Source organism: Mycolicibacterium hodleri (assembly GCF_025822245.1).
GTDB lineage: Bacteria > Actinomycetota > Actinomycetes > Mycobacteriales > Mycobacteriaceae > Mycobacterium > Mycobacterium hodleri.
The window spans coordinates 276017-289594 of the sequence record NZ_JACKTL010000073.1 but is presented as its reverse complement, the minus strand read 5'-3'; the positions used below and the strand labels follow the sequence as shown (position 1 = coordinate 289594).

Genomic DNA, 13578 nt, shown 5'->3' with positions numbered 1-13578 from the left:
AGTGGGTGAGTCGTCACCCGTACTGATCGCCCGGGTGAGCCGACTTCGAGTCGTCCCTGACCGAAATCGAGCTGAGCCATTTGTATACGAAATCTGTTACACACCCGTTTCCCATCAGGCCAATTGCGTTACGACGAAGAAAACTCCCGCCACATCGTAATACAATCCTGGCACAGCGGGCTGCGCCGGCCGGTCGCCCTACTCGGGCTCGAACGCGTCGACGAAGTACTGCTCGTCGCGGCGGAGGTGCTCGTCCATCAGATAGCCGGCCTGCATGGCCGACCCGTTCACGATCGCGATTGCGAGTACCCGGTGGTCGCTGGTCGACGCATGCGGGTTGTGGCCCAGGCTCCACTGCACGCGCCGGTTGATCCCGGCCAGCATCTCCTGCAACTGTCGGTTCCCCGACGCCACGGAGACCAACTCGTGAAATGGCCTGCCGCCGTGCGGCTCGTCGTGACCCTCTGCCACCGCTGCCAATTCGGCCGCGACCGCGCCGCCTCGGTTCTCGGCCGCCAACCGAGCGGACAGGATCTCCAGTCCGCGGCGGATCTGAAGCAACTCGTGGCTGTCCTGCACCAGCGTCTCGGACACGGCCGCGCCGCGATAACGGACGATCGTGACGAAGCCCTCTGACTGAAGTCTGTTCAGCGCTTCACGCACCGGAACCCGTGACACTCCGTACTGCTTGGCGATGGATTCCTCGATGAGGCGCGCCCCGGCCGTCAGGCGACCCGCGAGGATCTCCGCGCGCAGGGCATGGGCGATCGAATCGCCCGTCGACTCCTCCTTGGACACCGGCTCCGCCACGACGTGCAGCCTAAACGGGAGGCGAGCCGCCGGGCAGTCCGATTCCGCGGTAGTGCCGCAACCGGGACGCCAACCGTTCCTCGGCGGGCAGGCGCCGAAGCGCGACCAGCTCGGCGGCGATGGTGGCCGACAGCCGGTTGGTGAAGTCCAGCGGTGTGCCGGCGGCATCGGTGTGCTCGGGCACGATGGCATCGACGATGCCGTTGCGCAATAAGTCCGCCGACCGGATGCCTTGCGCCGCAGCCAGTTCCGGGGCGTGGTCGACGTCGCGGAAGACGATTGCGCTGGCCCCCTCGGGCGGCAGCGGCGCCAGCCAGCCGTGCAGGGCGGCCAGCACCCGATCGGCGGGCACCATCGCGAGCGCCGGCCCGCCGCTGCCCTGGCCAAGCAACACCGACACCGTCGGCGTGTCCAGCGTGACCAGCTGCGCCAGGCACCTGGCGATCTCACTGGCCAACCCGCCCTCCTCCGCCTCGGCCGACAGGGCCGGACCGGGGGTGTCGATGACGAGTACGAGCGGCAGCCGCAACCCGGCGGCCAGCGCCATGCCGCGACGCGCCTCCCGCAGTGCCTGTGGGCCCGCCAGCCCACCTCCGACACCGCGCTGCTGACCCACCACGACGGCGGGCTGACCGCCGAACCTGGCCAGCGCCAGCAGCGTGGTGGCCGCCTCGCCCTGGCCGCCGGTGCCAGACAGCAGAACCCGTTCAGTGGTCCCGTGCCGCAGCAGATACCCGATGCCGGGCCGGTCCGGGCGGCGGGAGATCTCGACCGAGTCCCAGGCGGGCACGTCGGCGACGGGTTCCACCTCCGGCGCCTCCGGTGGCGGGCCCGGAGCGTCGGCCAGCACCTTCAGCGCGCGGTCCAGCGTCGTACGCAGCAACCCGATCGGGACGACACCGTCGATGACGCCGTGCCGGTGCAGGTTCTCCGCGGTCTGGATGCCGGTCGGGAACGGTTCGCCGTACAGGTGCTCGTACACTCGCGGGCCCAGGAACCCGATCAGGGCGCCGGGCTCGGCCGCGGTCACGTGCCCCAGCGACCCCCATGACGCGAACACCCCGCCGGTCGTCGGATGCCGCAGGTACACCAGGTAGGGCAAATGCGCCTGCTTGTGCAACTCCACCGCGGCGGCAATCTTGACCATCTGGAGGAACGCGACCGTGCCCTCCTGCATGCGCGTCCCACCGGAACTCGGTGAGGCCACCAGCGGGAGGGCCTCGGCGGTGGCACGTTCGATCGCGGCGGTGATGCGCTCGGCCGCGGCCACCCCGATCGATCCTGCGAGGAAGTCGAACTCGCTGGCCACCACGGCCACGCGGCGACCGAACACCGTGCCCTCGCCGGTCAGCACCGATTCGTCGAGGCCGGTCGCGGCCCTGGCCTCGTCGAGGTCCCGCCGGTATCCGTCGTCGGCGGCGACGTCGAGTGGGGGGCTGTCCCAGCTGACGAAGGACCCCTCGTCGAGGACGGCGTCACGCAGCGCCATGGCGCCGATCCGGCTCACGGGGCCAGGCTAGCGGTCCGCTCGTTAGGCTGGGCCCATGATCGGAATGACCCGCGAGGGCAACGTACTGACACTGGAGATGCAGCGTCCCGAGCGACGCAACGCCCTCAACGGCGAATTGCTCGACGCTCTGCGCGAGGCCGTCGAGAAGGCCGCCGACCAAGGCGTGCGCGCCATCGTCCTCACCGGCCAGGGCCACGTCTTCAGTTCGGGTGCGGACCTGTCCGGTGGCCAAGGCGTCGCCGACGAATTGCCCGACAAGGCCAGGGCGCTGAACCTGGCCATCGACGAGGCCCCGCTCCCGGTCATCGGCGCGGTCAACGGACCGGCCATCGGCGCCGGGGTGATCCTGTCGATGATCTGCGACCTGCGCGTCGTCGCACCCGAGGCCTACTTCCAGTTTCCCGTCGCGAAATACGGCATCGCACTGGACAATTGGAGTATCCGTCGGCTGACCTCGCTCGTCGGCGCCGGACGGGCCCGCGGCATGCTGCTGGCCGCCGAGCGGCTCACCTCCGAGGCGGCCCTGGCGACCGGGATGGCCAATCGGTCGGGCACGCTGGCGGACGCGCAGGCGTGGGCCCAGGAGATCGCCGGGTTCGCACCGCTGGCGCTGCAACACGCCAAGCGCGTACTCAACGACGACGGCGCCTACGAGGACGCGTGGCCCTCCCACAAGGAACTCTTCGACCGAGCATGGGCCAGCCAGGACATCATCGAGGCACAGGTCGCGCGGATCGAGAAGCGGCCCCCGAACTTCAAGGGGGCCTAGATGCTTCGGGAGGCGGTGCGTTTCATCGGCGGCACGGCCGCGCTCATCGGCGGCGGCTGGGTGTTGCGCGCCGTGCAGGGCGCCCCCGAGGCACTCGGCGCGTCACCGGTGGAGATCGACGCGGTCGCGCGGCGCTCGCCCCACTACCGCGACGGCGTCTTCGTCAACATGGAGCCCGCCTCCGACGCCAGCCTCACCCGGCAGGAGCAGTTCCTCCTGGCCAAGGACGTCATCGGCGGCGGCTCGGCGCAGCACCCCGCGACGCCGGTTCCGCTGGTCACCCCCGATCCCAGCGTGCCGGCGGCCGACCTGGCCGCCACCTGGTACGGCCACTCGTCGGTGATGATCGAGGTCGACGGGTACCGCATCCTGGCCGACCCGGTGTGGAGCGACCGCTGCTCGCCGTCGCGGGCGGTCGGCCCGCAGCGCTTGCACCCGGTGCCCGCCGCGCTCGAGGCACTGCCCGCGGTCGACGCCGTGATCATCAGCCACGACCACTACGACCACCTCGACGTCGACACCATCAAGCAGCTGGCCTTCACCCAGCGGGCGAAGTTCTTCGTGCCGCTTGGGATCGGCGCGCACCTGCGGGCGTGGCACATCCCGAAGGACCGGATCGTCGAACTGGATTGGAACGAGAGCGCGCACCTCGGCGAACTCGAACTGGTCTGCACGCCCGCCCGGCACTTCTCCGGGCGCTTCCTGACGCGCAACGTCACGCTGTGGTCGTCGTGGGCGATCCTCGGTCCGCGGCACCGCGCCTTCTTCGGCGGTGACACCGGGTACACGAAGAGCTTCGCCGACATCGGCGCGGACTACGGCCCCTTCGACCTGACGCTGATGCCGATCGGGGCGTACCACCCCGGCTGGCCCGACATCCACATGAACCCGGAGGACGCCGTGCGCGCCCACCGCGACGTGTCCGACGCCGGGTTGCTGGTGCCGATCCACTGGGCGACGTTCCGGTTGGCACCCCACCCGTGGTCCGAGCCCGTCGAGCGACTCCTGACCGCCGCCGAGGGCGACGGGGTTCGGGTGGTGACGCCCAAGCCCGGCCTCCGGGTCGACCCGGCCACCGCCGAATTGGACCCGTGGTGGCGGCCCTGACCAGCTAGCGTGCTGGTGTGCAGCGCTCACCGGTCTTCCGCCTGGTCACCCTCCTCGCCGTGACGGCCGCGCTCGGGGGCTGCGCACGGCCGGCGCCGCAGACCGGCCCCTCGAGCGCGCCGCCGCCCGCGGCGGCCAATCCGTCGGCGGCCCCGGTACCACCCCCCTTGGTGCCGGCGATGCCGCTGCCCGACGACGCAGTCGGCAAGGCGGTCGCGAAGCTCGACGGCATCGCCGGCGAGCTCATGAAGAATTCGGGCATCCCCGGCATGTCGGTCGCCGTCGTCCACGGCGGAAAGGTGGTCTACGCCAAGGGTTTCGGCGTCAAGGACGTCCGCAAGGGAGGCGATCCGGCGAACCAGGTCGATCCGGACACGGTGTTCCAGCTGGCGTCACTGTCCAAGCCGCTGGGCTCGACCGTCGTCGCCCACCAGGTGAGCGAGGGTGCCGTCGACTGGAACACCCCCGTCGTCGAGAAGCTGCCGTGGTTCGCCCTCTCCGATCCGACGATCACCAAGCTGGTGACCGTCGGCGACATGTACTCTCACCGCTCCGGGCTGCCCGACCATGCCGGCGACCTGCTGGAGGACCTCGGCTACGACCGGCGCTACATCCTCGACCATCTGCGCCAGCTGCCGCTCGGTCCGTTCCGTACTTCCTACGCCTACACCAACTTTGGGCTGACCGCCGGCGCCGAGGCCGTGGCCGCCAGCGCGGGCAAGACGTGGGAGGACCTCAGCCAGGAGGTGCTGTACGGACCGCTGGGCATGACGTCGACGAGCTCGCAGTTCAGCGACTACGAGGCCAGGCCCGACCGAGCCATCGGGCACATCCACGTCGACGGGTCGTACAAGCCGCTCTACGTCCGCGACGCGCAGGCCGAGTCCCCGGCGGGTGGGGTCAGTTCGACGGCGAACGACATGGCCAAGTGGCTGACGATGGTGCTGGCCAACGGCGTCGTCGACGGCAAGACGATCGTCGACCCGAAGCAGTTGCTGGCCGCGGTCACGCCGCAGATCGTGGCCAGCCCGCCGTCCGAGCCGGCTGCCCGGCCCGGCTTCTACGGTTACGGCTTCAACGTCGGGACGACCGCGGCGGCCCGCACTCAATTCAGCCACTCCGGTGCATTCGAACTCGGAGCGGGCACCAACTTCGTGGTCATCCCGTCGGCGGACGTGGCCATCGTCGCGTTGACCAACGCCACGCCGTCGGGGGTGCCGGAGACGCTCACCGCGGAGTTCGCCGACCTGGTTCAGTTCGGCGAGGTGCGCCAGGATTGGCGGGCGCTGTACGGCAAGGCCTTCGCCGCGATGGAGCAGCCCGAGGGATCGCTGGCTGGGCAGAAGCCGCCCGCGGCACCGGCGCCTGCGCCGCCGACTCCGACGATCGTCGGCACGTACGACAATGCGTACTGGGGACCGGCGACCGTCACCGACGCAGACGGCAAGCTCACCCTCGCGCTCGGTCCGCAAGAGAAGCTGGAGCTGACTCACTGGGACGGCAACGTGTTCACCTTCGTACCGCAGGGGGAGAACGCGCCACCCGGGTCGATCTCCAAGGCGACCTTCTACGGCGACAAGCTGAACCTCGAGTACTACGACGAGGAGAAGATGGGCACGTTCGCCCGCTGAGACGAATGATTAGGCTGGCGTCATGGGATTTCTTGACAAGGTGAAGGACCTGGCGTCGAAGAACGCCGACAAGGTCGACAAGGTGATCGACAAGGCCGGCGACCTGGTCGACCAGAAGACGCAGGGCAAGTACGCCGGGCAGGTCGACAAGGTGCAGGAGGCCGCGAAGAAGGCGGCCAGGGACAACGCCGGCACGCCCCAGCCGCCCGCGCAGCAGCCGCCCGACACGACGCCACCCGCCACACCGGCCGGGCCTCCGCCCACCTCGTAGGCCATGGCGAAGCTCTCGGTCTCCGTCGACGTACCACTGCCACCGGAGAAGGCCTGGGAGGCCGCCTCGGATCTGTCGCGGTACAAGGAGTGGCTGACCATTCACCGGGTGTGGCGCAGCACGCTGCCCGACACCCTGGAGAAGGGCACCAAGCTGGCCTCGGTCGTAGAGGTCAAGGGGATGATGAACCTGGTCCGGTGGACCATCGTCAGCTACAAGCCGCCGCAGTCGCTCACCCTCGACGGCGACGGCAAGGGGGGCGTCAAGGTCAAGCTGATCGGCAGGGTCAAGCCGGCCGACGAGGACGCGACGAACTCCACGGTGACCTTCGACGTGCATCTGGGCGGCCCGGCGTTGTTCGGTCCGATCGGGATGATCGTCGCGGGCTCGCTGAAGAGTGACATCCGCGAGTCGCTGGACAAGTTCAAGTCCGTCTTCGCGTGACCGTCGCCGCCGAATCGGACTGCCCGTCGTGCAGCGTCTCCAGCAGTTCGCGGTGTGGGCCCACGAGGTAGGCCGTGTCTCCGGCGCTCAGCCGGGTGTCCCGGCGAGGGTGTAATTGGACGTCGCCCGGACCGCGCGAGATGGCGATCACGCGCGTCTGGGTCGACATGTCGGCCATCCGCAGTCCGTCGAGTCTGCTGCCCGGCTCGACCTCGACGCCGCCGACCATGAACGACTGCTGGCCCACCGAGAACGTGCCGAGCACCTCCAGTCCCATCGCGGTGCCGATGAACCACGGTGCCGCGAGCTCCACCGTCGACCGCACGTTTTCGAAGCCGAAGCGTTGGGCGACGGCACTTCCCAGCGTCCTGTCGTAGATCCGCAGCACGACCGGAACGCCCGGCTGCCCGGCCGATCTGAGCCACCGCTGGCCGAGTCGTTCGCGAAGCACGATGCCCGTCTCGATGTTCACCATGTCGTCTTGGGTGAGTACCGCCACCGCGACGGCGTCGTCGATGCGGGCGGAGTCGAGCGTCTGCGCCAACGTGGCGTCGCCGAAGATGACCGGCACGTCGAGCTGCGCCGCCGAGGAGAGGTACCGGTTGTCGCGGCTGCGTTCGACGACCACGACGTCGTGCCCGGCGGCCTTCAGGTCGGCCACCACCCGAATGCCGAACGAGCCGAGCCCGACGACGACGATGTGGTCGGTCAGGTCGCGTACCTTGCGTCGACCGGCGTTCTGCGCGATGCGGCGGGACAGCAGCAGATCGGCGACGAACGCCATCAACACGGCAGTGGTCGTGACGCCCGCGAACATCAGCGCGATGCCGAACAAGCGCAACCAGGTGGGCTGGTCGACGAAACTGAAGTCGCCGTAGCCGACCGTCGCGATGGTCTCGGTGGAGAAGTACAGCGCGTCGACGATGCTCATGCCGGGACGGTGGTAGGCGAAGCGCAACAGCGCCGTGGCGCCGAGGAGCAGGGTCATCGACACGGCCAGGGCCTTGAAGAAGTTCGGGTTGACGTCCTCGCGGAACGCACGTACCGCGTCGGTCAGCGGCTTCCAGGGTGACCGACGCGCGGGGGAGTCCGCGTTGCGGGCCGCGGTCACGGCGATGCCCTGTGCGGCGAGGTCGTCGGCCGTGCCGATCATCGCCGTCCAGTCGCCTGGCTCGACGTGCTCGTCTCGGCCAGGGCACGGCACCACCGTCCCCGGATGGGGAGACCGGTCACCCCGCACCACGGCGACCGGAGCCAGGTCGCCGAAGATCTCCCGCAACGTCGCGGCACGTGGCGCCGTGGTGCCGGAGACGACGAACTCGACGCCGGCGACGGTGATCGAGTGGGTGGTGCGCGACAAGCACGCCTCGACGACCGACGGCGCCGCCACGTCGGCGACGTCCAGGATGGCGCCGGGGCCGTTCCCGATGGCGACGGCCTCCCGGAGGACTTCGTTGGCCAGACGTGCCACGACTCGCACGGCGGAATTGAACTGTCTTGCCAGTAGAGCGATTTCGAGGTTGAGGGCGTCGTCGTCGGCTGCACAGATCAACGCGGCCGCATCGGCGATGCCGGCGTCGACCAGTTCGTCGGAGGACTGCACGATCGCGATCTCCCGACCGGCGCTGCGGAGCTGTTCGATGATCCGCAACCCCAGCGGATCGTCGCCACAGACGATGATGTGCCCCTCCATGAGGAGACGGTACTTCGGAAAGTCCGAGGGCGAAGGGCGAAGATGGACCCATGCCCAACGCGAAGATCTACGTCAAGGCCTGCATCAACGGTGCCCGCACCCCCGATCAGCACCCGAACCTGCCCGTCACCCCCGAGCAGTTGGCCGCCGCGGCGGTCGCGGCCCACGAGGCTGGCGCCCAGGCCGTGCACATGCACCCCAAGACGCCGGACGGGAAGGACTCCCTCGAACCCGACGTGGTCGCCGCCGCGGTGACCGCCGTCCGAGCCGCCGTCCCCGGGCTGCCGCTCGGCGTGACCACCGGGTTCTGGGCGCTGCCCGACCCCGACGCGCGGCGCCGGGCAGTGGAGGCCTGGACAGTCCTGCCCGACTTCGCGTCGCTGAACTGGCACGAGCCCGGTTCGCCGGAGCTCGCCGACGTCCTGCTCGGCAAGGGCCTCGGCGTCGAGATCGGGCTGTTCCACCTCGAGGCGGCCGCGTCGTGGGCGGAGTCGAAGATGGTGCAGCACTGCATGCGGGTGATGATCGAGCTCCAGGGCCACGAGGACGTCGCCGTCGCGGACGCGATGCTCGAGAGGATCGCCGCGGCCAACTCGCCCGCACCGGTGCTGTTGCACGGCCTCGACGACAGCTGCTGGCCACTGCTCGAACACGCCGGCGTCTGCGGCGTGCAGACGCGGATCGGCATGGAGGACACCCTCAAGCTGCCCGACGGCTCCGTCACCCCCGACAACGCGGCGCTGGTGTCGGCGGCGGTCGAGCTGCTCAGTCGGTAGGCGGGCCCAGCGCGAAGTCGGCGAAGTCGAAACCGGGCACGACGACGCAGCTGACCAGCGTGGGTTCGGCGTCGCGGGGTACCGCCCGCTGCCAGTGTCCGGGCGGCACCAGGACTTGTGGATGTTCGCCCGCGGCGACGTCGCCGCCGAGCAGATGCGTTGTCGCGCCGTCCCGTTCGGCCCCGATCTCCAGGAGCAGCGGGCTGCCGCGGTGGTGGAACCACAACTCGGCGCTGCGCACGGTGTGCCACGCCGACTGCTGTCCGGGCATCAGGAGGAACAGGATGGCGGTTCCGGCGCTTCGGGGGCCGGCGTACTCCGGCGGCAGGGCGGGCTGCCCCAAGGTCAGGTTGCTGCGCCAGGTCTCCCGATACCAGCCTCCCTCGGGGTGCGGCGCCAGGTCGAGTTTCCCGGCCCACTCGGGGAGTTCGCTCATGCCGTCAGCCTACGTCGCGGCGGGTGGCCGACCCGATACGCTCGTCCCATGGCTCGCCTGCGTCCGGGATGGTTCGTCGTGTTCTGCTCGGCGGTGCTCCTGGTCAGCGCGTGGCTGCCGTGGTTGGTCACCAATGCCGACGGCGGGGGCCGCGCGAATGCGATCGGCGGAAAGTACGGCGTGATCGGCGTGCCACCTAACGGGTTCGGCGTCGGCCAGCTGATCGTGGTGCTGAGTTCGGTGTTGATCGTGGCTGCGGCCATGTCGGCCAGGAGCCTGCGCCCCAAGATTGCTTCCACTGCCGCCCTTGGCATTTCGGTAATCCTGGCAGTGCTGGTGCTGTGGTACTACCGACTGTACGTCGGCAACCCGATCGCCGCGGGCTACGGTCTCTACGTCGGGGGTGGTGCCGTCGCCGCGGCTGCGGTCCTGTCGGTGTTCGCCATGGTGGCGGCGTGGGCCGAGATGGGACGCACTCGATGACCGGTTTCGTCGAACCCGTCCGCCTCACCGGGGATCGCTGGGTCAGCCTGGAGCCCCTGACCCCGGCGCACGCGCCCGAGATCGTCGCGGCCGCGGCCGACGTTCGGCCCCTGTGGTTCACCAGCGCTCCGACGCCCGACACCGCCCAGGAGTGGATCGACGGCCGGCTGGCGGTACAACACCCCGACACCGGCCTGACGTTCGTCGTGCGCGCGCTGGGCGGTGAGGTGGTCGGGTCGTCGAGCTACTGCAACGTCGACGCACCCAACCGCCGACTGGAGATCGGGTACACCTGGTACCGCCAGGACGTGCGACGGTCCGGCGTCAACACCGAGTCCAAGCTCCTGTTGCTTGGGCACGCGTTCGAGCAATTGGGTTGCGTCGCAGTCGAATTCCGCACGCATTTCTTCAACTCGACCAGCCGTGCCGCCATCGAGCGGTTGGGCGCGAAGCGTGACGGCATCCTGCGCAGTCACCAGCTGCTGCCCGACGGCTCCCGGCGGGACACGGTGGTTTACTCGATTCTGGACGGCGAGTGGCCGTCGGTGCGCAACAATCTCCGGTTCCGACTGGACCGGTGACGGCGCCGCGGGGCGCCGGCACCGGTCCCACGTCGGGCCGCTACCCTGCGTCGACGGTGTTCGCCTCGATGGACGTCTGCTGTCCGCCGTGGGCGATCTGCACCTTGCGCGGCTTCGCCCTCTCCGCAATGGGAATGGTCACGTTCAGCACGCCGTTCTCGTAGGTCGCGCTGATCGCCGAGGCGTCGACGCCGTCGCCCAGGGACAGCTGCCTGCGGTAGGTGCCGAAGAACCTCTCGTTGGTCAGCCACTGGACGGAGTCCTCGCTGCGCGCGGTCCGATGCGCCGAGATCGTCAGCGTGCCGCCGTCGACGTCGATGTCCACCGATCCCGGGTCGACACCCGGCAAGTCGGCTGTCAGCAGGTAGTGGTCGTCGACCTTGCAGAGGTCCATCGGCATGAACCGAGGACTGCGATTCGATCCGGACTGGCCGTTGAGCAGACCGCGGGTCAACAGGTCGAGGTCACCGAACGGATCAAAACGAAGCACAGCAATCCACCTCCCTCGTCTACTCGATGCCCGCCACCTCGGCGGGCTGTCAATCACTGTGCATCTCCAAAATTAGCACTCTCGGCCGGAGAGTGCCAAGCACTTTCTGCAAGAATTTTTCCGCCAGTGTTGGAGTGCCACAACGACATCGGTCTCAGGCCGCGTTCATCGCCGGTCCGCCACGTCCGCTCCGCGGAGAGCCCCGGCGCACTGGTCGCAGGCGAGCACGGCGTCGAATGCCCCGCCGCAGGACTCGTGGCGCAGAAGCACGGCCGGACCCTCCGGTGCGGCGAACCAGCGCTGCGCCCATTGCAGGGCGGTGATCAGAATGGGAAAGGTCGCCCGACCCTTCTCGGTCAGCTGGTAGCGGCCGTCGGTGGCGTCGAGAACGCCACTGGCGGTGAGGATCTGCAACCGGTCGGTCAGCGAACCCGGGGGAGCGCCGAGTTGCCCCGCGAAGTCGTTGAACCGGGTGGTGCCGACGAAGGCGGCGACTAGCAGGGCGAACGCCCACCGGTTGCCGAGGATGTTCATGGTCTCGGGAAACAGGCCAGGCCGCCCGGCCGCCTGGGCCGCCGACCGGCGGCGCGTCGACTCGGCCGGCATGGACCGCGGCCACGACCCGCTCGGACCCCACGAGGCGGTCAGCTCCTTCTCCGTGACGACCTGTTCGCAGGCGCGGCACGTGACCTGCGGCGCGAAGTCGGCGTCACAACCAAGGTGATGCATGGCGGGCAGGCGCTCGGCGTGATCGGGCACCCAGCGGCGCTCCCATTCCCAGATCGCCGTCAACACGGGCCACAGGGACCGGCCCCGTGGGGTCAGCACGTATTCGTACCGTGCGGGCCGATCCTGGTAGAGGGTGCGCTCCAGCAGTCCGTCGGCCGTCATCGCCGTCAACCGCCGGACGAGCACGGCGTGCGAGATCGGCAACCGGGCGGCGAAGTCGCCGTACCGCGTCACCCCGAGCAGCGCCTGCTGGGCGAGCAGCAGCGTCCACTCGTCGCCGAGGACGCCCAGCATCCGGCCGACGGCGTTGACGCCCTTCGGGTCCACTACAGGCCGATCGCCTCTGCGGCGGTGTCGGTCTGCTGCCAGCGGCGCAGCTCGGCCCCGGCCGCCCACGTCGAGTGCGTCCCGCTCGAAACGCGTTCCGGCAGAGCCAGTGTGCACACCGGGCCGTCGGCCACCCTGGCGGCGTCGAACACCAGGCAGTACGAGGCGTCGGCGTTCATGTCGGTGGTGAGAGTGACGAGGTAGCCGTCGTCCTCGCTCGTGCTGCCGACGCGGGGCGCCATTGCCGTCTCACTGCCGTACACGCCGTCGGCGAAGGTGAAGCGTTCCTCGGCGCCGGTCGTCAGGTCGTGCTTAACCAAGCCGTCGAAGAGGAACCAGCCGGGCTTTCCGGTCGCGGCGTAGGCGTAGCGGTACTGCCCGCCGGCGTACCCGGGATTGATCATGCCGAACTCGGTGATGGAGTCCGACAGCTGTTCTTCGCGCACGCCGCCGGTGATCAGGTTGAACCGCCAACGGTGCAGCCGCGCCTGCATGCGGTCGAGCGCGAGGAAGCGAAAGGCGCGCTGCCACTTGTCGCCGAGCCCGTTGTCGCTCGGTTCCGGGTCTCCTTGGTAGAACCCGTCGAGGACGATCTCGTCGCCGTCCTCGTAAGCGTTGGTGAAGTGCAGGACGTAGGTCGGGTCGGCCTCGAACCACTGAATCTGCGAGCTCTGGCCGCGCCGCGGAATGACGGCAAACCGGGACGGCATGTCGCGGTGAAAGCGGGCGACGTGGGCGTTGCGCTCCAGGTACTCGGGCTCCCAAAAGAGCGGAAAGTCGTTGAGGATGGCGTAGTTCTCGGTGAACGCCATGTCGTGGGGGAGGCGCGGGCCGGGGAGCGGCACGTCGACGTAGTGCACCAGTTGGTCGTCGGCGTCGACGACGCCGTAGTGCATGAACGGGTCCTGCTTGGAGTAGTTGAAGAACAGCATCTCCCCGGTCTTGTCGTCGACCTTCGGGTGCGCGGAGACTCCCCAGTCGAAGGGGAACGCGCCGCTCCACTGCGACTTGCCGAGGGTGTCGCCGGTGAACGGGTCGACCCGGTACAGGTCGCCGCACTGGTAGAAGCTGGTAAGCGCGGTGCCGCGGTGCACGATCACGTCGGTGCTCGACGCGTCCTTCATCAACGTCCTTGCACCCCAACCGTAGTCGCGCTTGGCCAGACCAACCGGCTCCGCGAGCCCCGGCCACAGGGGGCCGCCGGCGTCGTTCTCCTCGGCGAACCCGTCGGTGCGGACGAACCTGTTGCGGTAGAACGCCTTTCCGTCGCGGAATCCGACGACGTGCACCATGCCGTCCCCGTCGAAGGGGTGGTAGGCCTTCATCGCCGGATGCAGCGGGTTCTCCGTGTTGCGCAAATAGACGCCGTCGAGATCGCGCGGAAGGTCCCCGGCGACGACGGTGAGGTCGTCGGCGTCCCACTCCGTCGACTGTGGCCGCCACGGCCCGGTGCGATACGGATGGTCGTCGTCGTCGGGCAGCGTGGACAGGAACTTTCCGACCACTTCTACGTTCACAGCG

The 13578-nt window shown here is 69.2% G+C and carries 15 protein-coding genes; 8 read left to right on the top strand and 7 right to left on the bottom strand.

Annotated features, from left to right (window positions below):
- Window positions 1-198: 198 nt before the first annotated feature.
- Together H7J06_RS31255 and H7J06_RS31250 are read right to left on the bottom strand one after the other, a co-directional pair.
- Window positions 199-810 carry a GntR family transcriptional regulator gene (locus tag H7J06_RS31255; RefSeq protein ID WP_264043745.1) on the bottom strand — a complete coding sequence of 204 codons (612 nt, stop codon included), beginning with the start codon at window positions 808-810 and terminating at the stop codon, window positions 199-201.
- Between the two features lie 10 nt (window positions 811-820).
- Window positions 821-2317 (bottom strand): carboxyl transferase domain-containing protein, encoded by a 1497-nt coding sequence (locus tag H7J06_RS31250; RefSeq protein WP_264043743.1) that lies wholly within the window; start codon window positions 2315-2317, stop codon window positions 821-823.
- Window positions 2318-2354: 37 nt separating this feature from the next.
- Between H7J06_RS31250 and H7J06_RS31245 the strand changes: the two genes are divergently transcribed.
- From H7J06_RS31245 to H7J06_RS31225, 5 genes are read left to right on the top strand one after another with little or no spacing between them, the layout of a single operon-like run.
- Window positions 2355-3089: an enoyl-CoA hydratase gene (locus H7J06_RS31245; protein ID WP_264043741.1), complete on the top strand. Its 735-nt coding sequence runs from the start codon at window positions 2355-2357 to the stop codon at window positions 3087-3089.
- The gene (locus H7J06_RS31240) at window positions 3090-4196 is read left to right on the top strand and encodes an MBL fold metallo-hydrolase (protein ID WP_264043738.1); all 1107 of its coding nucleotides are present in this window, start codon (window positions 3090-3092) and stop codon (window positions 4194-4196) included. It begins immediately after the preceding gene.
- 17 nt (window positions 4197-4213) lie between these two features.
- Complete coding sequence (locus tag H7J06_RS31235; protein WP_264043737.1) at window positions 4214-5827, top strand: serine hydrolase domain-containing protein; 1614 nt, start codon at window positions 4214-4216, stop codon at window positions 5825-5827.
- Between the two features lie 22 nt (window positions 5828-5849).
- Complete coding sequence (locus tag H7J06_RS31230) at window positions 5850-6098, top strand: antitoxin (protein ID WP_264043735.1); 249 nt, start codon at window positions 5850-5852, stop codon at window positions 6096-6098.
- Between the two features lie 3 nt (window positions 6099-6101).
- Window positions 6102-6542: a type II toxin-antitoxin system Rv0910 family toxin gene (locus H7J06_RS31225; RefSeq protein ID WP_264043734.1), complete on the top strand. Its 441-nt coding sequence runs from the start codon at window positions 6102-6104 to the stop codon at window positions 6540-6542.
- Here H7J06_RS31225 and H7J06_RS31220 read toward each other — a convergent pair.
- On the bottom strand, window positions 6523-8235 hold the full coding sequence (locus tag H7J06_RS31220; protein WP_264043732.1) for an NAD-binding protein: 1713 nt from the start codon (window positions 8233-8235) through the stop codon (window positions 6523-6525). The two genes, H7J06_RS31225 and H7J06_RS31220, sit on opposite strands and share 20 nt — an antisense overlap.
- A gap of 50 nt (window positions 8236-8285) precedes the next feature.
- Here H7J06_RS31220 and H7J06_RS31215 point away from each other — a divergent pair, with 50 nt between their 5' ends.
- Entirely contained in the window at window positions 8286-9011 is a 726-nt protein-coding gene (locus tag H7J06_RS31215) for a 3-keto-5-aminohexanoate cleavage protein (protein ID WP_264043730.1), read from the top strand.
- Here H7J06_RS31215 and H7J06_RS31210 read toward each other — a convergent pair.
- Window positions 9001-9447 (bottom strand): cupin domain-containing protein, encoded by a 447-nt coding sequence (locus H7J06_RS31210; protein ID WP_264043728.1) that lies wholly within the window; start codon window positions 9445-9447, stop codon window positions 9001-9003. The genes H7J06_RS31215 and H7J06_RS31210 overlap by 11 nt on opposite strands.
- A 48-nt stretch (window positions 9448-9495) precedes the next feature.
- Between H7J06_RS31210 and H7J06_RS31205 the strand changes: the two genes are divergently transcribed.
- Both H7J06_RS31205 and H7J06_RS31200 read left to right on the top strand, forming a co-directional pair.
- Complete coding sequence (locus H7J06_RS31205) at window positions 9496-9930, top strand: hypothetical protein (RefSeq protein ID WP_264043726.1); 435 nt, start codon at window positions 9496-9498, stop codon at window positions 9928-9930.
- Window positions 9927-10511, top strand: a complete 585-nt coding sequence (locus H7J06_RS31200) for a GNAT family N-acetyltransferase (protein WP_264043724.1) — start codon at window positions 9927-9929, stop codon at window positions 10509-10511. The genes H7J06_RS31205 and H7J06_RS31200 overlap by 4 nt, the downstream gene beginning before the upstream one ends.
- A 40-nt stretch (window positions 10512-10551) precedes the next feature.
- On the opposite strand, the gene H7J06_RS31195 is transcribed toward H7J06_RS31200, so the two are convergent.
- From H7J06_RS31195 to H7J06_RS31185, 3 genes are all read right to left on the bottom strand, one after another.
- Window positions 10552-11001 carry an Hsp20/alpha crystallin family protein gene (locus H7J06_RS31195; protein WP_264043722.1) on the bottom strand — a complete coding sequence of 150 codons (450 nt, stop codon included), beginning with the start codon at window positions 10999-11001 and terminating at the stop codon, window positions 10552-10554.
- 165 nt (window positions 11002-11166) lie between these two features.
- On the bottom strand, window positions 11167-12024 hold the full coding sequence (locus tag H7J06_RS31190; protein ID WP_264043883.1) for a winged helix-turn-helix transcriptional regulator: 858 nt from the start codon (window positions 12022-12024) through the stop codon (window positions 11167-11169).
- A 32-nt stretch (window positions 12025-12056) separates the two neighbouring features.
- Complete coding sequence (locus H7J06_RS31185; protein ID WP_264043720.1) at window positions 12057-13574, bottom strand: carotenoid oxygenase family protein; 1518 nt, start codon at window positions 13572-13574, stop codon at window positions 12057-12059.
- Window positions 13575-13578: the final 4 nt, after the last annotated feature.